Origin of the sequence: uncultured Selenomonas sp., assembly GCA_905372355.1 — a bacterium.
Lineage (GTDB): Bacteria > Bacillota > Negativicutes > Selenomonadales > Selenomonadaceae > Selenomonas.
On the sequence record CAJPOT010000001.1, the window covers coordinates 115787 to 141532 of the forward strand.

Sequence of the window (25746 nt, forward strand, 5' to 3'; positions counted from 1 at the left end):
GATTGTCATGAGACTTGAGGAATATTTGCAGGAACTCGAAAAGGTCGAACTCCTTGCGCCCGAGGAAGAAAAGTCCTTGTGGCAGGCCTTCAAGGAGCGCGGCGAGAGGGAGGCGAGGCAGCGCCTGATCGAGTCGTACCAGCCGCTCGTGTTCAAGACGGCGCTGCCGTGGCGCACGAGCGAGAGCATTATGGACATCATACAGGAAGGAACAGTTGGACTCATCGAGGCGGTGGAAAATTTCGACTGGAAGCGCGGCGTTGCCTTCAGTCTCTTCGCCGTCCATCGCATACGCGGCAGGATGCTGAATTTCCTGCAGAAAGAAGGCAGACGCGATGTCACCTGCATGGATGCGCCTCGCGCCGACGGCAAGGTGCCTTGGGAACTTCTGCCCGACACGACGCCTTCCGTCGCTGAGCAAGCGGAACTGGGTTTCATGACGCGGGAGCTTCATCGGGCGCTCGCACGGCTGCCGCAGAAGGAGCGCGTCGTCCTCGAAAGCGTGTACCTGAAGAGCGAAACGATTCCGAAGATCGCCGATGTGCTCGACGTCAGCGCTTCGCACATCTACCGCTTGCAGAAGAATGGCATACGCCGCGTGCGCGGCATGCTCTCGCGCCTCATGCGCTTCTAGGGGAGGAGGGAGAGGAAGATGGCGGAGGAAAGAGAAAGGATCTGTGCGCACGTCAAGGCGGCGAAGGACTGGCTGGGGCGTGCAGAGTCCTCATTGGAGAAGGAAGAGGATGTCCGAGGCGGACTCAATCTCATGCTGGCGGAGGCGGAACTGCAGCGTGCGAGAGAGACGCGCAAAGGGAAGCGCTTCGCACGTTTCGTAGCGCCGGCGCTCGCCGTGCTCCTCGCCTTGGGCGGCATCACCCTGCAGAGGAGTGCAGAACCGACGGCGGCACCTGCCGAGAAAAGTCCTGCGCCGACCGTCGGACAGGGGACGATGATTCACGAGGAGAAGGGAAGTGAGACTCTCGCCGAACGAATGGGATCTGCGGCGAATCTTTCGGAATCTCGTGAGATCGAGCTGCCCGTCATGCCTGTTCGGGTGCAGGAAAGCCCGATTGTACAGGCACAAGAACAGGCGCAGTCTACCGAGCCGCCGGAGCCGCAGCCTGCCTTGGAGCAGCAGATGGAGAAGCCGAAGCAGACCTCTGCCGCTTCGCCGCCGACCGAAGACATGCAGGAGCTCATGGTCGCTGCAGGGCGTGTGCTGCGCGAATGATTCTTATGTTTCCTATAATTCGATGAGTCTGTTGTTAAGTCTTTGCGTCCCCCTTGACCTCGTGGGCATTCATGGTACAATAAAGAGGATGTGAAGCATAGGAGGTTGAAAACTTGGATATGAAGAGAACGCGAATCCTCGCCGGGGCCGTCGCACTGGCTGCGGGCTTTGCCGGCTTTTCCGCAGATGCCTCTGCGGCCGTCGCCGTCGTGGGTACGATGCAAGGCGATCAGGAGATGAAGAACGCCGCTGCAGACGCCGAAGAAATCCGGCGCGTGGATGCGCAGACTGCTGCTGAAAGCGCTGCCGCTAAGACGCAGCTGAAGGATGCGCGTGTCGAGGCGTGGGAGGCTAAGCGCCCCGAGGAGCGCAAGATTGACGAGGAGGCGAAGATCGCTGATGGTAAAACCATCGTCGACATCGTTATCGACGGCGCGGGCAAGGATACGATGGCGACGGCGCGCGCTGCCCTCGTGCAGCGCGTAGGTGATGTGTATGATGCGAAGAAGGCGCAGGGCGATCGCTCCGCCATCTTCGATACGGGCTATTTTTACGACCTCTACCCGTCGTGGGAATATGTGCCTGAGGGCGTCGTTCTTACGTATCATGTCCTGGAAAACCCCGTGCTTCATTCCGTGAAGATCGAGGGAAATACGGTTGAGACGACGGCAGATCTCGAAAAGCTCGTCACGCTTGAGCCGGGCAAGGTGCTGAACAGCCGCGAACTGCAAAAGAACGTCTCTGCCGTGCAGGAAAAGTACAGGGCAGACGGCTTCATCCTCACCAAGATCGAAGACATGAATATTGATGCTGCGGGAGACCTCACGCTCAAGATCAATGAGGGAAAGCTCGAAGGATTCGCTGTCAAGGGCAATACGAAGACGAAGGATCGCGTCATCCTGCGCGAGATGCGCCTGAAGATCGGTGAGCCGTTCGACGTGAAGAAGGCTCGCCGCAGCATGCAGCGCATCTACAACCTCGGCTTCTTCGAGGACGTGAACATGAAGCTCAATCCCGGGAAGGAGTCGGGATCCGTCGTCCTTGAAGCGGACGTCGTCGAAAAGCGCACGGGTAACTTTGGCATTGGTGCCGGCTACAGTTCATCGGACGGCCTCGTCGGCATGATCAATGTTGGCGATACGAATTTCCGCGGCACGGGCGATGCCGTGAGTCTTCTCTACGAGATGAGCGGCGATGATACGGACGCGCACGGCTTCGTCTTCTCCTATCGCCGTCCTTGGCTTGATAGCAAGGAGACAGCGGCTTCTCTGCGTATCTACAACCGCACCTACGAGTATGACGATTATGATACGGACGGTAACTTGGAGGAAGAGTACATGCGCAGGTACGCGGGCGGCGAGATCACCTTGAGCCGTCCCGTCAACGAATATGCGACGAACTTCATCACGCTGCGCAATCGCAAGGACAGCTATGAAAATCATAAGAGCAGCGGAAATCAGGGCGATCGCAGCACGCCGGCATGGAAGGCGTGGCGCGATGCGAACTTCGGCACGACGCGCAGCGTCACGCTGTCGCGCGTGAACGATACACGCGACAACATCTACAATCCGACATCTGGCGGACGCATGAGCCTTGAAGCAGAGTTTGCGGGCTTCGGCGGCGATTTCAACTACCAGAAGTTCACGGCAGAGGACAAGCGCTTCTTCAAGGTCGGCCGAGCGCAGACCGTCGCTGTACGCGGACAGATCGGCTACGCGCACGGCTCGATTTCCGAATCGAACCTCTACAAAATCGGCGGACAGGACTCCCTGCGCGGTTATCGTGACGACCAGTTCCGCGGCACGCATCTACTGCTCGCGACGGTTGAGTACCGTTTCCCCATCGTGAAGAAGGTGCAGGGCGCCGTCTTCACCGACTGGGGAAATGCTTGGAGCGATGATCGCTGGCCGAATAGGATCAAGGGTAGCGTCGGCATGGGGCTGCAGCTTGAGACGCCGATCGGCCCGATTCGCCTCGACTACGGACGTGGCTCGGACGGCGGGCGCGTGCACTTCAGCGTCGGCGGTTCCTTCTGATGCTTGGGCGAAGGGCAAGGGCGCAGATGCTCCTCGCGCTCTTCGCCTTCGTGTTCCTTTGGATGGGTGGTGGACACGCCTTTGCTTCGGGCACGGTCACGGCGGTTCATGCCGAAGTTGTAGCGGACGGCGAGGCCTTGCCACCCACGGTCAAGGTGCGCATGGAAAAGAGCGTCGCCGCCATTTCCTCACAAATCATCGAGGGAAAACCGCTTTCTTCGTATGAAGGGCGCAGGGCGGCGGACGAGGCGACAATCCGTGAGGTATTCGACAAGGTACTCGTCGGCTATTCTGTAACGGACGTCGCCATTGAGCCTGGCGAGGAGACGTACGTCCGTGTGACTCTTGCTCCTTGGGCGAATCGCGTTGAGGCGGTCGAGGTCGAAGTTGTGGTCGATGGTGTCTCGCCTGTCATAGGGAAGATGGCGAAAGAAGATCTCGCAGGTGTCGAGACGGTGTTTCGACAAAGCCTCGAAGGGCTTCCAGTGGCCGCTGTCGACTGGACGAACGGCGTCCTGAAGGAGAGTCTGAACGCCTACATGGCGGAGCATCTGCCCGAGTTTCGCGCCGACTTCGATGTCGAGACGGCAGGGCACACGCACGTCACGCTGACGGTTTATCCGAAGATGCCTGTCGTGCGCACGATTGATCTCGCCATGCGTTCGGATACGATCGCGAACTTCGCTCTGCTGGAAAAGCGCAGCGTTCTGCAGGCGAAGGCGAACGAGATGCTCGGTGTTCCCGTTGCATTCGTGGCTCGTCACGAGAAGGAATTTGCGCGGGGCATGGAAGAAGTTCTCGACACATCAGGCGAGTTCCGCACGCTCGGTTTAAAGACGCATGCGACGATTGCAGCAGGTGAGCAGACCTCGGTTATGAGTCGCAGCGATACTTCGCGATACCGCCTGCGCCTCGAAGGATGGAGCGATATTGGCAGACCTTCTGCCGACGGCAATGACATAACGTTTCGCGCCCATGCCGGAGCGATGTTGTCGGCAGCGGATGAAATCTTCGTGCAGGCCGATGTATTGCCGCAGAATTTTGACTGGGGCTGGGAAGCGGCCTACGAGAGACGCGTCTTTCCTGGAATCTTCGCAAGCCTTCGCTACGATATGCGCGAACATGCGTGGACGACGGGGGTGCGCACAGACCCCCTGCCGCGCGTTGAAGTGCGCTGGGAGTACCGCCGCGCCGATCATACGGGTGAGGCTGGAATCAGCTATCGTCTGCACGATTTTCTGCGTGCCGAGCTCGTGTGGGACTCTTCAGGTAACTGGTTGCGCCTGATTGGCGATTTTTAAGGGCGTCCGCGCCCTCTTGGGCTTGAATCCCCCAAAAGAGTTTGCTATAATGTTTATCGTTGGGTATTTGAGGAAGGATCGCGATGCAGCGTTCTTCAAAAGGGAAAAGGAGACAAAGAAATGGTAAAACTTCAAAAGACGCAGGTCAAGATCTTTTGCGTGGCGCTTGCGCTCGTATTCATTGGCTCAGTCGTGGCTCTCGGCCTTTCGCAGCTCGGCACGAGCACAGCGTCTGCAGCATCTTCGTCCGTCGGCGTCGTCGATTACCGCAAGGTGATGATGAGTCATCCGGATTACGCTTCGGCTTCGAACGAGATGCAGAAGGCGATGCAGGAAGCGCAGATGCGCTTCGAGGCGGACAACGCAAACAAGAGCGATGAGGAGAAGGCAAAGGCGATGCAGCAGGCACAGATGGAGCTGCAGCAGAAGGAACAGGATCTCATCTCGGGCATCCAGAAGAAGATCGACGATGCCGTCAAGCAGGTCGCTGAAGCCAAGGGGCTTTCCGTCGTCATCGACAAGAGCGCTGTCGTCTATGGCGGTCAGGACATCACGGACGATGTCATGAAGAAGTTCAAATAAGAAAATACGGATATGCGCGCGCGAGCGCATGATGTACCGGGCGGGCTTCCTGCCCGGTACTTTTAAATGCAGGGGCTTTTCGGGAGGTGGATGAGATGCCGCAGGAAAAGGCGCAGGGCGGCGGCTTTTGGAAAAAGCGCCGGAAGGAAATTTGCGGTGCTCTTGCTGTCCTGTTCTTGGCGGCTCTTGGCGGCGCGTTCTTTTTCTTTCGAGATGCGCCGCCGCCCGCCGCTCCAACGAAGCAGGAAGAGGGCGGGATCGGCGTCGTCGATGTGGCGCGAGCTGAGAAGGCGCATGAGGCGTATGTGCAGCTGGCGGATCTTGAAGCGCAGTATGCATCGCTCGCCGCCGACATTGATCGACTGAGTCGTGCGCGCCGCGCCTTGAAGCCGCCTGCGCTTGCAGATGAGCCGTTCCAGCTTGCAGCGAAAGAGAAGAATCTGCAGCAGCAGCGTCTCGCGGCGGAAGAGCAGGCGCGTGAGCGCCGCAAGGCGCTCGCTGCCTGGGAGGAAGACACGAAGGACGCCTTTCTCAAGGAAAAGAAGGCGCTAGAAGACGCCTATCAGAATCGCATCGTCAACATCGAGATGAAGATTGACAACCGAGAGGCGATGTTCCTTTCGGAGGCTGATGTAAAAAGCCTGCTCGACGAACTCAAGGCTTTGCGCGAGGAGCGTGGCGAGCGCATACGGGCGCTCTTTGCCGCCCACGACGAGGAGAAGCGGAAGTATCTTGACGCGCTCATCGCGCGCGACGCAAAGAGTGCAAAGTCTACCGCAGCAAGCACACAGGAAGAAGCCGCACGCCAAAAGGCAGAAGCGGAAAGGCGCAACAGCGAGGCGCTCCTGCAGGCAATGCAGGGAGTCGAGATCGATGAGATCCTGCGCCGCAAGAAAGCGGCGCTCGCGGCGAAGGGCGAGGAAGTACGCATCATTCGCGAGCACATTCGCAAGGATATTGAGAGCAAGACGGCGAAGCTCGCGCTCCTTCATCATCTTTCTCTCGTCGTTGCGAAGGAAACGGATGAAGCTGCAGATCTGCGGCGAGAAGAGACAGACGCTCCCTCGCTTCGCTTTCCTGTCGTCGCTCCTGCCGCACTCGATCTGACAGAAGAATTGATTGCCGAGCTTGCGCCCGGAAATACTTAGAAAGAAGTGGAAAATCATGAAGCAGAACAAGAAGCGCATGGCGATGCTCGCAGGTGCCTTTGCCATCATGACGCTCGCCGCAGGCTGCGGCAAGACAGAGATCGGCTATGTCGATCCAAGCCGCATCGAGAAGGAAGCGCCGGCCATCATGAATATTGATGCCGAGATGAAGTCAAAAGTGGAAGAAGTGCAGAAGCAGGCGCAAGAGGATTTGAAGGAGAAGCAGGCGCAGGGTGCGCCGCCCGAGGAGATGCAGAAGGCGCAGCAGCAGGCGATGGGCAAGATTCAGCAGACGAGCAGCATTTACGACCAGCAGAAGACGATCAAACTGCAGACGGCCGTCGGCGAGATTGCACGCACGAAGAAGTTGGATGCTGTTCTCTTCAACGTGGATGAGCAGAAGCTCGTCCATCTCGGCGGCACGGACATCACGGACGATGTGATCAAAGCGCTTCAGTGAGACTGGGAGAGGACATGACGATGAAAAAGACGTTGGGGGAAATTGCTCGCTTCCTGGAAGGACGGCTTGCAGGCGATGAAAACATCGTCGTCACGGGCGCGACGAACATCGAGGCGGCGGGCAGGACGGAGATCACCTTTGCCGCCCCGCCCCATATCGAGGAGGCCAAGGCGTCGCAGGCGGCCGCCGTCCTCCTGCCCGAAGATGTGCAGGGCTTTCCTCTGCCCGCCATCCATGTGAAGGAGCCGCGTGCCGCCTTTGCGAAGCTTTTGGAGCTTTTCACGCCTCCGCTGCAGATTCCCGCGGGCGTCAGTCCGCAGGCTTTCGTGGCGAAGACCGCCGAGGTAGAAGAGGGTGCCTCGATTCTTCCCTTTGCCGTCGTCGATGAGCACGCGAAGATCGCTGCGGGTGCCGTCATTTACCCGCACGTCTACGTCGGGCAGTACGCTGAAATCGGCGAGAAGAGCGTCCTCTACGCGAGCGTCACGGTGCGCGAGCGCTGCCGCGTCGGCAAGCGCTGCGTGCTCCATGCGAACTCGGTCGTCGGCTCCGACGGCTTCGGCTTCACGACGTCGGGCGGCGTTCATACGAAGGTGCCTCAGGTCGGCAACGTCGTCCTCGAAGATGATGTCGAGATTGGCTCGCATGTCGGCATCGACCGCGCTACGACGGGATCGACCGTCATTGGACGCGGCACAAAGATCGACAATCTCGTCCATATCGGGCATAACTGTAAGATCGGCGAGGGGAATCTCATCGTCGCGCAGACAGGCATCTCCGGCTCGACGACGACAGGGCCGAATGTGACCTTCGGCGGACAGGTCGGCACGGTCGGACACATCCACATCGGCGGACATTCCGTCTATGCAGCGCGTTCGGGCATCATCGGCGACATGCCCGAAGGCGTGTTCTGTGCCGGATTCCCCGTGCAGAGCCATCAGGAATGGCTGCGCATGCAGGCGGCTATGAAGCGTCTGCCCGATCTCGTCAAGAAGGTCAAACAGCTGGAAAAGGCACTCAAAGAGAGGGAAGCAAAGGCATGACGTACTACCTCGTGCGCTTTTTGAGCCGCGTCGTCTGTCTTCTGCCCGGGCATTTCTGCGATCGTCTGGGACGCGCTCTGGCGCTCGCCCTCTGGCCTTTTTTGCCCGTGCGCAGAAAGAAGCTCGCGGCCTCGCAGGTAGCCATGTGCCTGGGGACGGATGAGCGGGAGTCAGAGCGCATCGCCAAGGAGAGTGCCGTGCGTTTCGGCCCCATGCTCTTCGAGGTTTTGCGCTTTCCCGTCATCGTGCGCCATATGGCAGACTACGTCGAGATCGAGGGAAGAGAGCATCTCGAAGGAGTCCTCGCCCAAGGCAAGGGCGCGGTCATCGCCACGGGACATGCGGGCAACTGGGAACTTATGGGCGGTGCGCTATCACAGGCGGGATTTCCGCTCATCGGCGTCGCCATGCGCCAGAGGGATGCGGCGATGGATCGCTTCATCAACGAGTATCGGCGGCTCGTCGGTATGCACATCATCTATAAAAACGACGTGCGCGAGATGTTTCGAATGATGAAGGAAGGCTGGGTTGTCGGACTTCTTGCCGATCAGGATACGAATCGGCATGACGGCATCGTGCTCGATTTCTTTGGCAAGCCGACGAACTGCGTACCTGGACCCGCCGCGATGGCTCGTTCGGCAGGGATCGGTGTCATCCCCGGATACATCACGCGCAAGGAGGACGGCACGCATAAGATCATCCTTTATGCGCCCGTCGAGGTACCTCACACGAAGGATAAGCGCGCTGACATCCGCACGGCAGAGCAGGCGGTCAACCGCGTCTTGGAGCAGCATATCCGCGAGCATCCCGAGGAATGGTTTTGGCTGCACGATCGCTGGAAGTCGATGCGTGAGGAGTTTTAGGGCTTCTGCTTGCGCGAAAATGAAAAAACCTTTATAATTCAAGGAGAGTCAAAAATTGCAGGCGGAAGGTGGCTTGTGAATTTATGAAGATAGATGCCTTAAGCTCGCAGCGATCTGCGCTGCAGACACTTGAGCGTGATATCGCTGTACATGAACCCTCACGCAGCGATGCGGATTTTGGAACGGAACTCGCCGATCAGCATGCGGCGTTTTCTGATCGCCAGCTGCAGGAAATCTTGAAGAAGATTGACGAGCAGGGCGCACGCCTTACGAATACGCCGACGTACGATGAGCTCAAGGCGTATCGCGATCTCGTCAAGGATTTCGTCGACGAGGCGGTCGGGCGCATGTATCAGCTTCATGTGCAGGCAGGTTGGGATCGCATGGGACGGCAGAAGGTCTACACGACGGTGCGCAAGATCGATCGGAAGCTCGAAGAGCTTGCGGAAAAAATCCGCACGGGTCAGACGGACGCCTTGGACATCGCGGCGAGTCACGATGCGATTCGTGGAATGCTCGTCGACCTCTATATGTGATGGAGGAGGCGCTTTCCTGGAAGGACGTCCTCGAGCACGAAGGGAATATCCATAGGCTGCGGACCATGCTGCGTGACGGTCGCCTGCCTCATGCGCTCCTCTTTTCGGGGATCTCCGGCGTGGGCAAGAAGAAGGTTGCGCGCCTCTTGGCCGCAGCTTTGCTGTGTGGCAGGGAGAATGCGCCTTGCGGCGAGTGTCCGTCGTGCCGTGCTTTTCTCGCAGGTACGCATTCCGATTACGTTGAGGCGGCGCCTGAAAGCCGCGGCAAGGGCGTGCGCGTCCTGCGCATCGACGCCGTGCGCGAGATTGAGAAGAAGATCGCGCGAAAGCCACTGCTCTCGGGACGCTTCGTCGTCCTTGTGGACGATGTCGACGCGATGAACGAGGCAGCGGCGAACAGCCTTTTGAAGACTTTGGAAGAGCCGCAGGGCGCGGTCTTCTTCCTGCTCGTGACAGCAAAGCGCACAGCGCTTCTGCCGACGATCCTCTCGCGCGTGCGCGACATGTACTTCGGTGCGCTCTCTCCCAAGGTAATTGAAGATGCACTCCTCGCGCGCGGCGTGGAAAACCGGAAGGCACATTCTCTCGCCATGGCGGCGGACGGCAGCCTTGGTCACGCACTGCTCCTGCTCGAAGGGGGTGGGTTGCAGCTCATGGAGGATGCGGCAGAGACGCTCTTTTCGCTTTCTGCGCTCGATATGTTCAGCCTTTGGGCGAAGGCAGAAGAACTTGGCAAATTGCCGCGCGATCGTGCCGAGGAGTGGCTGCTCGCGCTCTCTCACCTTCTTCGTGACATGCTCGCGCTCCTTTCGGGGCGTGGTACGCTCTACCATGAGGAAAAGCGCGGGGCTTTGGCTCATGCGCTCGCGGATTTTCCCGAGACGCGCATCTTCGCTTGTCTCGCTCTCGTGCGCGAGGCGCTCGGGAGGCTTCGGAGCAACGCAAGCGTGCAGCTCCTCTTTGAAGGGCTGCTGATGCGCCTGCGGGATGCACGGGAGTCGGAAAGGTGACGCTGGGCGCGAAAGAACGCGCTTTCAATAGATGAAGGAGGCAAGGGGTTGCAGACGATTGTGGGTGTCCGCTTCAAGAAAGCGGGCAAGATCTATTATTTCAGCCCGGGAAAATACGAACTCGTACTCGGCGACGATGTCATCGTTGAGACGGTGCGTGGCATGGAGTGCGGTCGCGTCGTCCTGGGGGTGCGAGAGGTGGAGGAAAACGGCTCTCAAGTCTTGAAGACCGTACAGCGCAAGGCGACGGAGCAGGATCTTCGCAAGGTCGAGGAAAACCATCGCAAGGAAAAAGAGGCGTTCAAGGTTTGTGAGAAGAAGATCAAGCTGCATGGTCTGCCGATGAAACTCGTCGATGTCGAGTGCACGTTCGACTTGAATAAGATCATCTTCTACTTCACGGCGGACGGGCGCATTGACTTTCGCGAGCTCGTCAAAGATCTGGCCTCCGTGTTCCGCACGCGCATCGAGCTCAGACAGATCGGTGTGCGCGACGAGGCGAAGCTCATGGGCGGCATGGGCTGCTGCGGCAGGCCTTTGTGCTGCTCGATGTTCCTCGGCGACTTCGAGCCGGTGTCCATCCGCATGGCGAAGGAGCAGAACCTCTCTTTGAATCCGACGAAGATCTCGGGCATCTGCGGCAGGCTCATGTGCTGCCTCAAATATGAGTGCTCGGATTACAAAAAGAGCTGCCCCAAGCGCCGTCCGAAGCCGCCGAAGCAGGGAAGCCGCGTCGCGTCGGCGGAAGGAGAGGGAAAGGTCATCTCCATCAATGCGCAGCGACGCACGGCGACGATCCTGCTCGACTCGCACAAGACACTCGTGACAGCGTGGGAGGACGTCATTGCCGTAGAAAAGGGAGACAAGGCGTAAGATGGAGCGCACGGAAGGGGCGCAGGGATCGCCGCCAAAGGAAGCTCGGCATGCAAAGGGCACGCTCTACCTCGCGGCGACGCCCATCGGCAATCTTGAGGACATGACGCTGCGTGCCGTGCGGATTCTCAAGGAAGTGCCGTTGATTGCGGCCGAAGATACGCGCCACACGCGCAAGCTTCTCGCACGTTACGACATCCACACGCGCCTCCTTAGCTACCATGAGCACAACAAGTTTGAGAAGGGACCGCGCCTCGTGGAATTCCTGCTCGCAGGAAACGATCTCGTCTGTGTCAGTGATGCGGGGCTTCCCGGCATCGCTGATCCCGGTAGCCACCTCGCTGCTCTGGCCATAGACGCAGGAGTCACCGTATCGCCCCTGCCCGGTGCGAACGCCGCACTCTCGGCACTCATCTGTTCGGGGCTGGACACGCGGCGCTTCACCTTTGTGGGCTTTTTGCCGCGCACGACGGCGAAGCGCGGCGATCTTCTCACCGAAGTCGCCGCGCGAAGGGAAACGCTCATCTTCTACGAAGCGCCGCACCATCTGAAGGATACGCTCAAGGCGCTCGTTGCTGTTTTCGGCGGAGCGCGGCCTGCGGCAGCTGCGCGTGAGCTTACGAAGCGCTACGAAGAGTTTCGGCGCGGCACGCTCGCCGATTTGCTCGCGCACTACAGCGCAGAAGAGCCGCGCGGCGAGTTTGTCCTCATCGTCGCGGGTACGGCAGATGGAGAGGTACAGGAGGCGACACCGCAGGAGACGCCGCAGGAACTCGTCGCACGCTTTATGCGAGAGGGCAGGTCGAAAAAGGAAGCCATGCGCGAAGCAGCGAAGCGACTGAACTTAAGTCGTCGCGACGTTTATCAGACCTTGCTGGAAGAATGAAAAAGCCCGCCCACTCCCTTTGCGGGAATGGGCGGGTTTCTGGATGTTTGCGCAAAATCTATACGGCTTCCTTCTGCAGATCTCTCGCGCACTTTTTGCAGACGTTGCGCCCCTTGAAGAGCGACACGTCGTCTACACTGCCGCAGAAGATGCACGTGCAGGTCGGTTCGTACTTTCGCAGCACGATGCGATCCTCATCGGTGTAGATCTCCAAGGCATCGCGCTCTGCGATGCCGAGCGTGCGGCGCAGCTCGATCGGTATGACGACACGACCGAGTTCGTCGACTTTTCTGACGATTCCTGTGGCTTTCATAGCTATCTCCTCCTTAGAAGCAGGCCAGCCAACTGCGGGGAAATAGTCATTCAACGTGCAAAAGCAGGGTTGAGTGATTATTACATGTTTACAAGAAGCCTCGAGAAGTCAAGCCGAAGGCGCAGACTGATCGGTTAGACTTCTGTAAAGCGTGAGAACATATGTACAACGTGCCTCTTTGATGATGCCATGCAGGAAACGGGAGAAAAAGCAATGCATGCCGCTTCGTGCGACGGCTGAATATATGTCCTGAAAGTTTACAACATTTACATGAAGAAACATTTTTTGACTAAAAATGTATACTTTTTCCTTTGCTTACAGTATAGCATTTCCAAGGAAATGTTTCAAGTGAAATAATTAAGAAGAAATAATAAATCTATACAAGAAGGACATTGTGCTTTTGATGAAGGACATGGCGAGAGAGAAAGTATTTTGCTGCCAAATCTTCAAGCAATGATTGAAATGATCGGCACTTTCTCGATGTGCGGAACTTGAAAATCTTGCATAGGAGGACAAATTTATTCTATAATAGTGAGGATATATAAATGCGGCATCATGCCGTTGAGGAGGCTTTTTGATGACAAGGAAATCATTCTACATAACGACGCCGATCTACTACCCGAGCGCGAAGCTGCATATTGGACACGCGTACTGCACGACGATTGCCGACGCTGTCGCACGTTTCAAGCGGCTGACCGATCACGATGTGTTCTTTCTCACGGGAAGCGACGAGCACGGGCAGAAGATCCAGCAGAAGGCAGAGGAGGAGGGCGTGACGCCCCTTGCCTACGTCGACAAGATCGTTGCGGGATTTCAGGGGCTTTGGCAGAAGCTCCACATCTCGAACGACGATTTCATCCGCACGACTGAGGAGCGCCACCAGCGCGTTGTGCAGGAGGTCTTCCGCCGCATCTACGAGAAGGGTGACATCTACAAGGGCAAGTACAAGGGGCTTTACTGCACGCCGTGCGAGAGCTATTGGACGGAGCGTCAGCTCATAGATGGCAAGTGCCCCGACTGCGGGCGCGAGGTGGCGGAGGTCGAAGAGGACGCCTACTTCTTCAAGATGTCGCACTATGCCGACCGCGTCCTCGCGTACATTGAGGAACATCCCGACTTCATACAGCCCGTCTCGAGGCGCAACGAGATGATCAACTTCATCAAGCAGGGGCTTGAAGATCTGTGCATCTCGCGCACGTCGTTCGACTGGGGCATCCCCGTGCCGATCGCACCCGATCATGTCATCTACGTCTGGTTCGACGCCCTGACGAATTACCTGACGCCGATCGGCTTCTTGGACGATCCCGAGAAATTTGAGAAGTATTGGCCGGCCGACATCCATCTCGTCGGCAAGGAGATCGTGCGCTTCCATTCGATCATCTGGCCGTGCATCCTCATGGCGCTCGATCTGCCGCTGCCGAAGATGGTATACGGCCACGGCTGGCTGATCGTAGACGGCGACAAGATGTCGAAGTCGAAAGGCAACGTCGTCGATCCCGTGCAGCTCATCGATGAGTTTGGCGCCGACGCCATCCGCTACTTCCTGCTGCGCGAGATCAACCTCGGACAGGACGGCAACTTCTCGCGCGACGCTCTCATTACGCGCATCAACGCTGACCTTGCGAATGACCTTGGCAACCTCCTGCACCGCACGCTGAACATGATCGGCAAGTTCCAGGACGGTGTCGTGGAAGAGGCGCAGGGAGAGAGCGCGATTGACCGCGCCTTCCTTGCGGACGCGGAAAGTGCAATCGCCGCCTACGAGCGCGAGATGGAAGAGATGAAGCTGCAGAGCGCCATCAAGACGACGTGGGCGTTCATCAGCCGTGCGAACAAGTACATCGACGAGACGATGCCGTGGGCGCTCGCCAAGGATGCTGCGAAAAAGCAGGAACTGACGAATACGCTTTACAATCTCGCCGAGAGCCTGCGTCGCATCAGCGTGCTCATCGAGCCGTTCATGCCGGAGACGGCGGCGAAGATCTGGCATCAGCTCGGCCTTGAGGGAGACTTCTCTCGCGTGCGCTTTGTTGACGTGCGCACGTGGGGCGGCTTCCTAGCGGGAACGCATGTGGGAAGCCCCAAGCAGCTTTTCCCGCGCATCGAGGTCGAGGCAGAGGAAAAGCCTACGATGCAGGGGAGGAAAGGCTCTGCCGCAAAGTCCCAGGGGGCGCAGAAAAACCAGGGGAAGGCGGAAAAGACGAACGTTGCTGCGCCTGCGGACGGCGTCATCACGATCGACGATTTCAACCGCGTCGATCTGCGCGTCGCTGAGATTCGGAAGGCGGAGCGCGTGCCCGATACGGCGAAGCTTATGCGCCTTACCGTGAGCCTCGGCACGGAGGAGCGCGAGGTCGTTTCGGGCATCGCCGAGTTCTATGCGGCAGACGAGCTTGTTGGCAGGAAGGTCGTCCTCGTCGCGAACTTGAAGCCCGCGAAGATTCGTGGTATTCGCTCGCACGGCATGATCCTGTGCACGGCGGACGAGAGCGGACTGCGCCTCGTCGAGCCTGCCGCATCCGCAGGGAGCAAGGTGAAGTGATGGAGCTTATCGATTCTCATGCGCATCTCGACGGCGAGAAGTTCGCGGACGACTGCGCCGCCGTCGTTGAGCGTGCACTGGCAGCCGGCGTCGTGAAGATCATCACGATGGGCGACAGCCTCGAGTCCTCGGCGCGGAGCGTCGCGCTCACGGAGGAGTTCGAGTCCGTCTATGCGGCGGTCGGCATCCATCCCGAGGAGGCGCAACCGATGACGGCGGCGACGGACGACCAGCTTGCCGCTTGGGCGGCGCAGGAAAAGGTCGTCGCCATCGGCGAGATCGGGCTCGACTATTATTGGGAGAAGGACGAGGAAAAGCGTGCGCTGCAGCGTGCGATCTTTGTGCGCCAGCTCGATCTCGCGCGTCAGCTCAGGCTGCCCGTCTGCATCCACGACCGCGAGGCGCACGGCGACATGATGAAGATTCTCAAGACGGAGGGCAGAGGGCTTCGCGGCGTGCTGCACTGCTACTCGGGAAGCTGGGAGATGGCGGCGGAACTCTTGAAGGGCGACTGGTACTTCGGCATCGACGGGCCTTTGACGTACAAGAACGCCGCGAAGCTGCCCGAAATCGTGCAGCGCCTGCCGGCGGAGCGCATTCTCGTTGAGACAGATTCCCCCTACCTTTCTCCCATGCCGTTTCGCGGCAAACGCAACGAGCCTGCCCATGTACTCTACGTCGCCAAGAAGGCGGCGGAACTGCGCGGCGAGAGCCTTGAAGCCTTCGCGCGGGCGACGCGCGAGAATACGCGCGATCTGTACGGGATTTGAGAGAAAATTTAATTTAATATGACACAAAGAAAGAAGTGGTGAAAGCCTGTCGTAAAAGGGCTTTCACCACTTCTCTTTTCCCTAAATATGGTGGTTAATTCTGTCAAAGTGGGGCATATCTTGACAAAGGGGGAAAAAGGTGCTAGAATAAGCCTGTCGTTAGATTTCTAAGGGGGGATTGAATGACTTTAAGGAAACTAGCACTTTGCATGGTGTTGATCCTCGGAGTCGTATTCACGACAGGTTTTACGGACGCGATGCGCAATGTCAGCATCGACGTCGATGGCAAGACTTTGGAGGTAAGCACCCGATACTCGAGCCCGGAGCTGATCTTGCATCAGGCAGGCGTCGAGATTAGGCACAAGGATGAGTTTCAGTTAAAGAAATCGGACAAAGAAGAAAAAATTATTGTGCAACGTGCCGTGCCGGTCGTCATTGAGTTCGAGGGCGACAGGCAGAAGGTTTATACGACTCGCAGCAATGTGGGCGAGGTACTCAAGGACTACGGATACGTCGGCGACCGCTTCTCGGCGGAGCTGGACGGGGCAACACGACTTGAAAAAAATCTCAACATCAAGATACACGATTTGGTCGCAGAAAAAGAAAGAGAAGAAGAAGCAAGACGTGCCCAGTCTGTAGAAACATCGCGCGGCGCTATGCGCTATGTGCGTGAGTACGATATGGAAGCGACGGCTTACCTGCCGACCGACGGCGGCGGCAGTGGCATCACGGCTTCTGGTATGCTCGCAGAGCGGGGCGTCGTAGCTGTGGATACGGACGTGATTCCCTTGGGAACGCGCCTCTACATCCCGGGCTACGGTGTGGCCATCGCAGGGGATACGGGCGGCGCCATCAATGGCGAGCGCATCGACCTGTGTATGGAATCCTACGGTGAGGCGATGGAATTCGGCCGCCGTTGGGTCAAGGTTTATGTCTTGGAATAACGACATAAAAAGAGGACTGTACGCGAAAGCGGCAGTCCTCTTTTCGTATGTGTATTATCTGCGAAAATGTATGACGTGCGCCTTCGCGCGGTCAGGTCTTTTCGATATACGGCTCTTCGTGGAAGGCTTCGGCATGCTGTATGAGGCCCTTGAGGCGTTCGATGTTCTTCTTGTGCAGCACGATGGCGAACTCGATGCGCGTCCTCTCCTCGTCCGTGAAGTCGCCCGTTTCGTGTGATTCCTCGATGCGCTTCAAGCGTTCTTCGACATCGGCAAGCTCGTCGACGAGGAGCTTTCGGTCGTGCATGGCAAGCCCGTAGACGGAGCGCAGCCCCTGGCGCACCTCGTGCGCATAGCCCGCCTCGTGTGTGACGGCTTCCAGCTCCTTGGCGATCTCATAGATGATGTCATAGGGACTGGCGGCGCCGTTGATCATGCCGAGCATCTTCATCTTGATGTTCTCAAAGAGCGTGTAGTCGATATTCTCGTGGTGGATTTCTTCTGCCATAGTTGCATCTCCTTCCTCACTTCGGACTTCCCTAGTATAGCATCATTCCGTTTTTGTTTACAGAGTAGGATGCACAGTCTATAATAAAAAGAGTAATTTTCTATAAAAGTCCAAGAAGTCAAGCCGAAGGCGCAGACGGATTGGGTAACTTTTGTTGAGAGCGGCGCACTTTTGTCCACAAAGTGGACGTTTGTGCGTGTAATTTTTTGAGGTGATATGATACCATGCAGAAACAAAAAGAAATGCGGCGCGGTCTGCAGAATCGCCATTTGCAGATGATTGCGCTCGGCGGCGCCATCGGCACGGGGCTTTTCTACGGCTCGGCGTCGACCATCAAGTTTGCGGGGCCTTCCGTCATGCTCGCCTATCTGACGGGCGGCGTCGTCATCTTTCTCATCATGCGCATGCTCGGCGAAATGGCGGTTGAAGAGCCGGTGTCCGGCTCTTTCAGTCACTACGCCGCGAAGTATTGGGGTGCTTTCCCGGGCTTCCTCTCGGGCTGGAATTACTGGTTCAACTACGTCATCGTCAGCATGGCGGAGCTTTCCGTCATCGGCATCTACATGAACTACTGGCTGCCCGATCTGCCGCAGTGGCTCTCAGCGCTCGTCACGCTCGTCGTCATCACGGCACTGAATCTCGCGGCTGTCAAGGCTTACGGCGAGATGGAATTCTGGCTTGCCATCGTCAAGGTCGCCGCCATCGTCTCGATGATCGTCCTCGGGCTGTACCTCGTCTTTTCACGCCCTGAGACGTTCCCGATGAACTTCTCCAACCTCTGGGTGCATGACGGCTTCTTTCCGAACGGCGTATGGGGCATGATGCTCTCAATCACCGTCGTCATGTTTTCTTTCGGCGGCATCGAGCTGATCGGCATCACGGCGGGAGAAGCCGCCGACCCGGATCGTTCGATTCCGCGCGCCATCAATCAGGTCATCTGGCGCATCCTCATCTTTTACGTCGGCGCGATGGCGGTGCTCATGGCGCTTTGGCCGTGGGACGAGGTAGGCATGGAGGCAAGCCCCTTCGTGCAGATCTTCTCGAACGTCGGCATCCCTGCCGCCGCGCACATCCTGAACTTCGTCGTCCTGACCGCTGCGGTATCCGTCTACAACTCGGCGATCTACAGCAACTCGCGCATGCTCTACGGACTCGCTGCGGGCGGCGATGCGCCGAAAATTCTCGCGAGTCTGTCGCGTCAGGGCGTGCCCGTCGTCGGCATCCTCATCTCCTCGGGCGTGACGCTTCTCGCCGTACTCCTCAACTACCTGTTCCCCGGGCAGGTATTCATGCTCTTTCTCTCCATCGCCATGGCGTCCGTCATCATCAGCTGGGGCACGATCGTCATCACGCATTTGAAATTCCGTCGCCTCTATGCGAGAGAAGGACGCAGGGCGAAGTTCCGTGCCCCCTTCTTTCCCGTTGTCAACTACATCTGCCTAGCGTTCCTCGTCATGATGTACGCTCTCATGACGCAGATACCCGACATGCAGTTCGCCGTCCTCGTCCTGCCCGTCTGGCTCTTCGTGCTGTGGCTCGGCTATCGCAGGAAGAAGCGCGGTATTTCCTAGAAAAAATTGGTTTTTATCGCGTGTTTATGATATGATGAGAGAAAATGCTGAGGAGAGAACTATGTGCGGAAAGATGAATGCTCGTGAGATGGTGCCGGCAGAATTGCCGTCGCATTTGCAGCAGCCGATGACGGAAGGCGTGGATGATCCGGCAGAGAGCCATGGGGGGCGGCAAATCGCCGTCCTCGTGCGCCAGACGCAGGAGGCGCACTATGCGCTTTGCGTGGCATCCCTGCAGGCGGCGAGGCTTCCTGCCGGCTACGCGTTGGAGATCTTCCCTCTGACGGCAGCGCAGCCCTATGCGAAGCAGGTGAATGAAATCCTTTCGCGCACGACTGCGAAGGTCAAGATCTTCATCAACGATGACGTCTGCCTGACCTCGCCCTTGGCAATCGAGCAGATGCTGGAAATCTTCCGCGAGGAAGACGTCGGCATGGCCGGCTTCCTGGGCAGCCGTTCGCTTCCCGTGAGCGGCAACCTCTTGGAGGCGCCAGATGTATGGGGCGCCGTCCGTATGCCGATGAAGGGAAGCCTTGAGGAAATCCGCTTCGGCAAGGCAGCCACTCACGAATTCACGACGGGCGTGCGATTCCTCTGCCCGTCCTTTTTTGCGACGCAGGTTGATATTCCTTGGAATGAAGACTATGAGAAGCAGTATTATGCCGTCCTTGCGCATTGCCGTGCTATGGAGGAGGGCGGACAGAAGATGGTCGTGCCGCTGCCGCGCGAGATTTGGTGCGCCTATCAGATGGAAAATATATCGTTTGACTCTGCCGAGGGAGATCGTCGGCGCTACTTTGCAGCCTATCATTCCAGACTGGATGATGTGCTGTCATCTGGGGCGCGATTGGCTCTCTATGCGTGCAGCAAGGATGCACAAGTCGAAGGCTGGCAGAGTTTTTCTCATCCTGGGGGAATCGCCGTCGGCGCTCGGACGAGGATACATGAGACGGCGCTTTGCCGGCTGCTCTCGGACAACTTCGTGGGCGAGCCGCGCATCTCTGTCGGCGACGACTGTGCGATTGACGCTTACAGCACTCTGACGGCACACAATCGCATCGTTCTTGAAAACCTTGTGACTGTGGGTGCGAACGTTCAGATTAAGGACTACACTCGCGCAGAAGAGGATCTTGGCCTTGCCGCCGAGGATCGCGAGCTTCTCGGGCATGCATGTGGCATCCGGATTGGCTGTGCGACAGAGATCGGAGCGAACGTCGTCATCGAGGGTGCTGTGCAGATCGGCTGCGGCGCCCGCGTTCGTGCGGGAAGCGTCGTGAAGTGCGACGTTCCCGCCTACTGCATCGCCGAGGGCAATCCCGCGCGTATCGTCAAGGCCTTTTCATCGCGCGCGGGGAAATGGCTTGCGACACCCGATGAAGAGGTGCTCATGGGCCTCTTGGAAGAGCGGAAAAAGACGGATCCGCTCCTTACCTATGCTTTCATTACATATAATCGCAGCCGGTATCTGAGGAAGTCGCTCAGGAGTGTGCTGCAGCAGGTCGGAAATGATCCGCTTGTCGAGGTTCTCGTCTCGGACAACGCCTCGACGGATGAGACGCGAAGCCTTGTAGAGGAACAACAAAAAAGGTTCAAGAACCTGCGCTATCACTGCAACGAGACGAATGTTGGTGCAGAGGGAAACATTCATTGCGCCATGCGGGCGAGCCGTGGTGAATATGTGATTGTAGCGGGTGACGATGACTACATCCTCGATGGCGTCCTGCGTTCTGTGCTTTCCGCCATCGTCAAGCACCGTGGCGTCGCGCTGTTTTGCTTGAAAAAGGAGGCCGTGCCACGCTGGGTACGGCGAGGCACGGGAATATTGGAATATATCTCGTATGTAGGCTTCTTGATGACATGGATCAGCGGCATCATTACGGTGAGGAGCCTTATTACGAAGAAGTCGTGGCGAAGATGAAGGAGATATTACAGGAAGCGGGAGATGCAGGAGATCAAGCGGATGCAGAAAAGAAAGATGCGGTGAACCAAAAGTGATAGAGAGACTCAGTATGACAGATTTCGCTCTTGTGGAGCAAAATATCTTCGAGGATGAGAAGAAGACGAAAAGGCTTGCTACATTGGGACGGCGTTCGTACCTGGTGGATGGCAGCATGGAATACGGCAACTACGACTGTCACATTTTGATCGGTAAATACTGTGCTTTGGGACATCGGATCGTTTTTGAGATGGGACTCAATCATGACTATCATTGTGTCACGACGTATCCTTTTGAAGATGTGCTGCAAATCGATGAGGAGACTTTGAATCATGCCAAGGAGGTCAATCACAATCAGATTATCATCGGCAACGACGTTTGGATCGGCTGTGATGTGACGTTGATGGGCGGCGTGCGTATCGGTAACGGTGCTGTCATCGGGGCGAGAGCTGTTGTGGCGAAGGATGTGCCTCCGTATGCCGTCGTCGTGGGAAATCCGGCGCGCGTCATCAAGTATCGATTTTCAAAAGAAATCATTGAAAAGCTGCAGAAGATCAAGTGGTGGAACTGGCCCGAGGAAAAAATTTTGTCCGTACTTCCGGAACTGAAGGATGTGCGGCGCTTTGTCGATACATTTAGCGAAGACGTGAAAGAAGATGACGAGGATGCGGAACTGACGGCTTCAATGAAGGAACTGCAGTCGCAAGGCTATACGATCTGCTATTGTATCGCTGACTTTGATGTGCAGGATCGGGTTTGGCAAAGGGTGTTTGAAAATTATCTGAAAGCATATCGTTCGGCAGACAAGACAGCTTTGCTGTTTGGCATACGGCAAGAATCGGAAACGGCAGATGCCTTATCGTACATGCAGGAGCAATTGGCGGCGATGGGAGAGGCGGCGCCGCTTGTTTTGACGCATCCTATGGGAACGAAGCTTTCCGTTCCCGTGCTGCGACAGGCGGATTGTCTCGTTACGACGAAGTCGGATATTTCTTCCGAGGCTGTCGATTATGCGAGCGACGCAGGGCTTCGAATCGTCTATGGCTTAGATGAGAGGGATATGGTCTTCCCGCCTAAAATTCGTTTGACGATCGCCTTCATCACCTACAACCGCAGACAGTACCTTGCGGAGTCCCTGCCGCGCGTATTGGCGCAGGTCGGAGATGATGCGGCGGTCGAGGTCCTCATTTCAGACAACGCTTCGACCGATGATACGCGAGCCTTCGTCGAAGAGTGGCAGGCGCGTTACAAGAATCTTCGCTATCACTGCAACGAGAAGAATGTCGCTGCGGAAGGAAACATCCATCGAGCCATGCAGGCGAGTCGCGGCGAATATGTTCTCATCGCGGGCGATGACGATTATTTCTGTGACGGCGCGCTTCATATTTTGCTCGATACGATCGAAAAGAATCGTGGAGACGCCCTCTTCTATATGGCGCAAAATCCTGCGCCGCTGCATGTGTATCGCGGAGCGGGCGCTCTCGACTACATCGCGAAGCTCGGTCATGCCATGACGTGGCTGACGGCCATTACCATGAGACGCGACCTCTACCTGGGCATAAAAGAGCCGCAAAAGTATGATGATACGCGTATGCCGCAGGTCTACCTCCAACTGGAAATACTCAAACAGAAGGCAGAGTTCACGATTATCGAGGGGCATTTTTTTGCCGATGGAACGGGGAATCACGATCCTGCCGGCTACAACTTCGCCGAGGTTTTCATCAAAAACTATCTCGACATCCTGGCGGCGTGCGTCGAGATTCCACCGAAGCAGATGACGCTGGAAAAGAAACGGCTGATGGAGCAGATGATTTTTCCTTGGTGCGAGAAGATCAAGAGGGAAAAACTTGATCTTTCTCTGGAAGGAATCTTCGACATCGTGCGCGATTACTACGGGAATGAATCGTACTATGCACAGGTCGTTTCGATACTCAAAGACAACATATTGAAATGATCCGAACATGTGATTCACGGAATTGAATGCTTCCCGTACATCGTTTTCCAGCAGTGTATGGATGGCGTTGCGCGGGAGTTCCGTGCTTGAGAAAACGGGGCAGAAGGAAAAGGCGTCGCAGAAGAATCTCCGGATCAATGCTCTGCCGCCGCAGCAGTCATTTGGATGGCGGCATGGAATCAGTGAGAGATTTGTTTAGGAGAGAGAAGAATGAGCCATAAGACGAGCATCATTATTCTGAGTTACAACACATTGGACCTTCTGCAGCTCTGCATCAAGAGCATACGCGAATATACCGAGGAGGGAACGTACGAAATCGTTGTCGTCGAGAATGGTTCGAAGGACGGATCGGCCGAGTGGCTCAAGGAGCAGGATGATATCAAAGGTGTTTACAACGAGAAGAATCAAGGTTTCCCCAAGGGGTGCAATCAGGGACTCGAGATTGCGACGGGGACGGATTTGCTGCTTCTTAAGAGCGATACCGTCGTCACGAAGAACTGGTTGAAGAATTTGCGCTGCGCCCTTTACAGCAGCCCAAAGGTCGGTGCTGTGAGCTGCGTTACGAACTGCTGCTCCAACGGCCAACAGATTGAGACAAGCTATAAAAGCATAGAGGATATGCAGGCGTTCGCCGCAGACTACAATAAGTCGAATTCCATGCTTTGGGAGAAAAAAACAACGCTTGTGGGCTTCTGCTATCTCTTCAAGAGAGAAATTTTCCATAAGATAGGCTTCCTCGATGAACAGTTCAGCCCTGGTAACTTCGAGGATGATGATTACTCTTTGCGTATCTTGCAGCAGGGCTATGATCTGCTCGTCTGCCGCGATACTTTCATCCATCATTTTGGTCATGCGAGTTTTTCCAAAGGATACGACGATCAAGATGAGGCGGAAAAAGCCAGATGCTTTCAAGCTTTGAATGAACGAAACGCAGCCTTGTTTTTGAAAAAGTGGCATGTATCTGAGATGTATAAGGTTATGGATGTGGAAGAGCTTCGCCGCTGCCTGCAGAATCAAGAAGGTGCAGGGGAATCGGTTTATGAGTACCGTCCGTCAAAAGGAAAGAAGATCGCCGTAATCATCCGCAAAAGTCACGCGGGACGCTATGAAGTTTGCATGGAAGCCCTAAAAAATGTGAAGTGGCCGCAAGGATATGATGTGCAGGCGTTCACTCTGGATGCGGCAAAGCCCTATGCAGCGCAGATCAACGAAATTTTGACGGAAACGGATGCCAAGTACAAAGTCTACATCAATGACGAGATGTGTGTCGTTCATCCGCAAGTGATCGAGGAGATGCTGGCGATTTTCCAAGATGAAAGCATCGGTATGGTTGGCATTCTCGGCAGTCAATCATTGCCCGTGAGCGGCAATCTCATGGATTCGCCGTATAAGCGCGGCACCGTCTATGTGCCATCGGAAGACGACTTCTCTGCACTGCGTTTTGGAGATGCGATGGGCGAAGCTGCGGACGTTCGCGGCCTCCTGCCGTCTTTCTTTGCGACGCAGCGGGACGTTCCTTGGGACGAAGCCTACGAAAAGCAGTATTACGCTGTGCTGGATCATTGCCGCGCGATGGAGGACGCCGGTGTGCGCGTCGTCGTTCCCTTGCCCGAAAACATCTGGTGTGCCTGCCAGATGAAAAGTATTTCCTTTGATGCTGATGAAGTCGATCAGAAAAAGTTTTTGGGAAAATACCATACATACCTCGACGGCACAGAGCCGAAGGAAATCAGCATGCTCTATGCATGCGGCGAAGGAAGCGAGGTCTGCTCATGGCAGGATTTTTCCCATCCCGAAGGAATTGCCGTCGGCAAGGAGACGCATATCCACAAGACGGCTTTGTGCCGTCTTGCCATGTCCAACTTCGCGGGAAAGCCGCGCATCATCATCGGTGATTGTTGTGAGATCGGAGCTCGCAGCACGCTCGCGGCGGCGCAGTGCATCGAGATTGAAAACGCTGTGAGCGTGGCGGAGAATGTCCATATCAAGGATTTTGCGTACGATGACAGCGGCATCGGACTATCGCTCAAAGACTGCGAGATCATCGCAAAAGAGAGAGGCGTCCATATTGAGCGCGGCGTGCGCATTGAGGAGAACGTATTGATCAAGGGCGCTGTGCGCATCGGGCGCGGCAGCGTCGTGCGCGCGGGAAGCTGTGTGCAGCAGGATATCCCTGCTTACTGTATCGTCGAAGGGAGCCCCGCGCGCGTCACTTTCGCTTTTTCGCCGAAATCAGGCAAGTGGTTGCCGACAGCGGGGACGAAGATGCTGAAGAGGCTGCTCGCAGAAAGAGAAAAGACGCCGCCGCTTCTCACCGTTTCCTTCATCACCTACAATCGCAGCAAATACTTGAGGCGGTCGCTGCCATGCGTATTGAACCAGCTCGGCAACGACCCGCTGGCGGAAATCCTCGTCTCGGACAATGCCTCGACGGATGATACGCATCTCTTTGTCGAAGAGATGCAGAAGACGTACAGGAATCTTCGCTACCACTGCAACGAGAAGAATATCGGCACAGAGGCGAACCTTCATCGGGCGATTTTGGAAAGCAAGGGCGAGTACGTGCTCGTCGCAGGGGATGACGATTACTTTGTCGACGGTTCTTTGCTGATGCTCCTGAGTAGCATCGTCCGCTATCGTGAGAGCGCTCTCTTTTATCTGGGACAAGGCGATGGCCCTCTGCGCATATATAAGGATGCGGGGTGCTTGGCCTATATCGCAAGGGTGAGCTATCAGATGACATGGGACACTGCGATCGTCATGCGCCGCGAGCTGTACGCACGGATTCCGGAGCCGCACAAGTATGATGCCACACGTCTGCCGCAAGTCTATCTGCAGTTGGAAATGCTGAAGCAAAAGCCGGAATTCACCATACTTCATGGGAATTTCTTCCTGGAGGAAACAGGGAACTGCCAGCCGGACGGCTACGATTTCGCTGAGATATTCATCAAGAATTATTTCGACATCCTGCAGGATGTTGTCGATCTGCCGCCCGATCGGCTTTCCAATGATAAGAAATGGGTCATGGAGCGGCTGATCATCCCCCGTTGCAGGAAGATCAGAGAAAAGCATATAAATTTGTCCTTGGAGGGTATTCTTCCGCTCATCCGAGAGTACTACGGCAAAGAGCCGTACTACGCGCAGCTCGTCGAATTGTTCAAGAGCATGTTGTAGGAACAGAAGCGTTGAGCGATAATCGTGCATTGACGATAAATATACGGCGGAGTATGCTACTAGAT

The 25746-nt window shown here is 56.6% G+C and carries 22 protein-coding genes; 20 read left to right on the forward strand and 2 right to left on the reverse strand.

Annotation, left to right across the window (positions count from 1 at the left end; genetic code table 11):
- Positions 1 to 7: 7 nt before the first annotated feature.
- From QZ177_RS00540 to rsmI, 13 genes are all read left to right on the forward strand, one after another.
- Complete coding sequence (locus tag QZ177_RS00540) at positions 8 to 634, forward strand: sigma-70 family RNA polymerase sigma factor (protein ID WP_294175065.1); 627 nt, start codon at positions 8 to 10, stop codon at positions 632 to 634.
- Positions 635 to 652: 18 nt separating this feature from the next.
- A complete protein-coding gene (locus QZ177_RS00545) occupies positions 653 to 1231 on the forward strand; it encodes a hypothetical protein (protein ID WP_294175067.1) in 579 nt (192 codons plus the stop codon).
- 113 nt (positions 1232 to 1344) lie between these two features.
- Entirely contained in the window at positions 1345 to 3267 is a 1923-nt protein-coding gene (locus QZ177_RS00550) for a BamA/TamA family outer membrane protein (RefSeq protein WP_294175068.1), read from the forward strand.
- Complete coding sequence (locus tag QZ177_RS00555; RefSeq protein ID WP_294175069.1) at positions 3267 to 4568, forward strand: hypothetical protein; 1302 nt, start codon at positions 3267 to 3269, stop codon at positions 4566 to 4568. The genes QZ177_RS00550 and QZ177_RS00555 overlap by 1 nt, the downstream gene beginning before the upstream one ends.
- Positions 4569 to 4688: 120 nt before the next feature.
- The gene (locus QZ177_RS00560) at positions 4689 to 5150 is read left to right on the forward strand and encodes an OmpH family outer membrane protein (RefSeq protein ID WP_006191103.1); all 462 of its coding nucleotides are present in this window, start codon (positions 4689 to 4691) and stop codon (positions 5148 to 5150) included.
- A 95-nt stretch (positions 5151 to 5245) separates the two neighbouring features.
- Entirely contained in the window at positions 5246 to 6298 is a 1053-nt protein-coding gene (locus tag QZ177_RS00565) for a hypothetical protein (protein ID WP_294175073.1), read from the forward strand.
- Between the two features lie 16 nt (positions 6299 to 6314).
- The gene (locus QZ177_RS00570; RefSeq protein ID WP_294175076.1) at positions 6315 to 6758 is read left to right on the forward strand and encodes an OmpH family outer membrane protein; all 444 of its coding nucleotides are present in this window, start codon (positions 6315 to 6317) and stop codon (positions 6756 to 6758) included.
- A gap of 20 nt (positions 6759 to 6778) precedes the next feature.
- Positions 6779 to 7801, forward strand: coding sequence for a UDP-3-O-(3-hydroxymyristoyl)glucosamine N-acyltransferase (gene lpxD / locus QZ177_RS00575; RefSeq protein ID WP_294175077.1), 1023 nt, complete (start codon positions 6779 to 6781; stop codon positions 7799 to 7801).
- A complete protein-coding gene (locus tag QZ177_RS00580; protein ID WP_294175078.1) occupies positions 7798 to 8664 on the forward strand; it encodes a lysophospholipid acyltransferase family protein in 867 nt (288 codons plus the stop codon). Before lpxD ends, QZ177_RS00580 begins: the two co-directional genes overlap by 4 nt.
- Before the next feature lie 83 nt (positions 8665 to 8747).
- Positions 8748 to 9200: a YaaR family protein gene (locus QZ177_RS00585; protein ID WP_294175080.1), complete on the forward strand. Its 453-nt coding sequence runs from the start codon at positions 8748 to 8750 to the stop codon at positions 9198 to 9200.
- A complete protein-coding gene (gene holB / locus QZ177_RS00590) occupies positions 9200 to 10210 on the forward strand; it encodes a DNA polymerase III subunit delta' (RefSeq protein WP_294175201.1) in 1011 nt (336 codons plus the stop codon). Before QZ177_RS00585 ends, holB begins: the two co-directional genes overlap by 1 nt.
- 48 nt (positions 10211 to 10258) lie before the next feature.
- A complete protein-coding gene (locus QZ177_RS00595; protein WP_265070990.1) occupies positions 10259 to 11083 on the forward strand; it encodes a stage 0 sporulation family protein in 825 nt (274 codons plus the stop codon).
- A 1-nt stretch (position 11084) separates the two neighbouring features.
- Entirely contained in the window at positions 11085 to 11969 is an 885-nt protein-coding gene (gene rsmI, locus QZ177_RS00600; RefSeq protein WP_265070991.1) for a 16S rRNA (cytidine(1402)-2'-O)-methyltransferase, read from the forward strand.
- Positions 11970 to 12027: 58 nt separating this feature from the next.
- On the opposite strand, the gene QZ177_RS00605 is transcribed toward rsmI, so the two are convergent.
- The gene (locus QZ177_RS00605) at positions 12028 to 12282 is read right to left on the reverse strand and encodes an AbrB/MazE/SpoVT family DNA-binding domain-containing protein (protein WP_009645428.1); all 255 of its coding nucleotides are present in this window, start codon (positions 12280 to 12282) and stop codon (positions 12028 to 12030) included.
- 577 nt (positions 12283 to 12859) lie between these two features.
- On the opposite strand from QZ177_RS00605, the gene metG reads away from it, so the two are divergent.
- The 3 genes from metG to QZ177_RS00620 all read left to right on the forward strand — a co-directional run bounded on the left by metG (position 12860) and on the right by QZ177_RS00620 (position 16538).
- A complete protein-coding gene (gene metG / locus QZ177_RS00610; protein WP_294175081.1) occupies positions 12860 to 14824 on the forward strand; it encodes a methionine--tRNA ligase in 1965 nt (654 codons plus the stop codon).
- Positions 14824 to 15594: a TatD family hydrolase gene (locus tag QZ177_RS00615; protein WP_294175203.1), complete on the forward strand. Its 771-nt coding sequence runs from the start codon at positions 14824 to 14826 to the stop codon at positions 15592 to 15594. The genes metG and QZ177_RS00615 overlap by 1 nt, the downstream gene beginning before the upstream one ends.
- A 182-nt stretch (positions 15595 to 15776) precedes the next feature.
- Entirely contained in the window at positions 15777 to 16538 is a 762-nt protein-coding gene (locus QZ177_RS00620; protein WP_294175083.1) for a 3D domain-containing protein, read from the forward strand.
- Between the two features lie 91 nt (positions 16539 to 16629).
- Here QZ177_RS00620 and QZ177_RS00625 read toward each other — a convergent pair whose 3' ends face one another.
- On the reverse strand, positions 16630 to 17046 hold the full coding sequence (locus QZ177_RS00625; protein ID WP_294175084.1) for a hypothetical protein: 417 nt from the start codon (positions 17044 to 17046) through the stop codon (positions 16630 to 16632).
- Between the two features lie 224 nt (positions 17047 to 17270).
- Here QZ177_RS00625 and QZ177_RS00630 point away from each other — a divergent pair, with 224 nt between their 5' ends.
- The 4 genes from QZ177_RS00630 to QZ177_RS00645 all read left to right on the forward strand — a co-directional run bounded on the left by QZ177_RS00630 (position 17271) and on the right by QZ177_RS00645 (position 25681).
- On the forward strand, positions 17271 to 18617 hold the full coding sequence (locus QZ177_RS00630; protein WP_294175085.1) for an amino acid permease: 1347 nt from the start codon (positions 17271 to 17273) through the stop codon (positions 18615 to 18617).
- Between the two features lie 61 nt (positions 18618 to 18678).
- Entirely contained in the window at positions 18679 to 20535 is a 1857-nt protein-coding gene (locus QZ177_RS00635; RefSeq protein ID WP_294175086.1) for a glycosyltransferase, read from the forward strand.
- Between the two features lie 91 nt (positions 20536 to 20626).
- Positions 20627 to 22507: a glycosyltransferase gene (locus QZ177_RS00640; protein WP_294175087.1), complete on the forward strand. Its 1881-nt coding sequence runs from the start codon at positions 20627 to 20629 to the stop codon at positions 22505 to 22507.
- 210 nt (positions 22508 to 22717) lie between these two features.
- Positions 22718 to 25681: a glycosyltransferase gene (locus QZ177_RS00645; protein ID WP_294175088.1), complete on the forward strand. Its 2964-nt coding sequence runs from the start codon at positions 22718 to 22720 to the stop codon at positions 25679 to 25681.
- Positions 25682 to 25746: the final 65 nt, after the last annotated feature.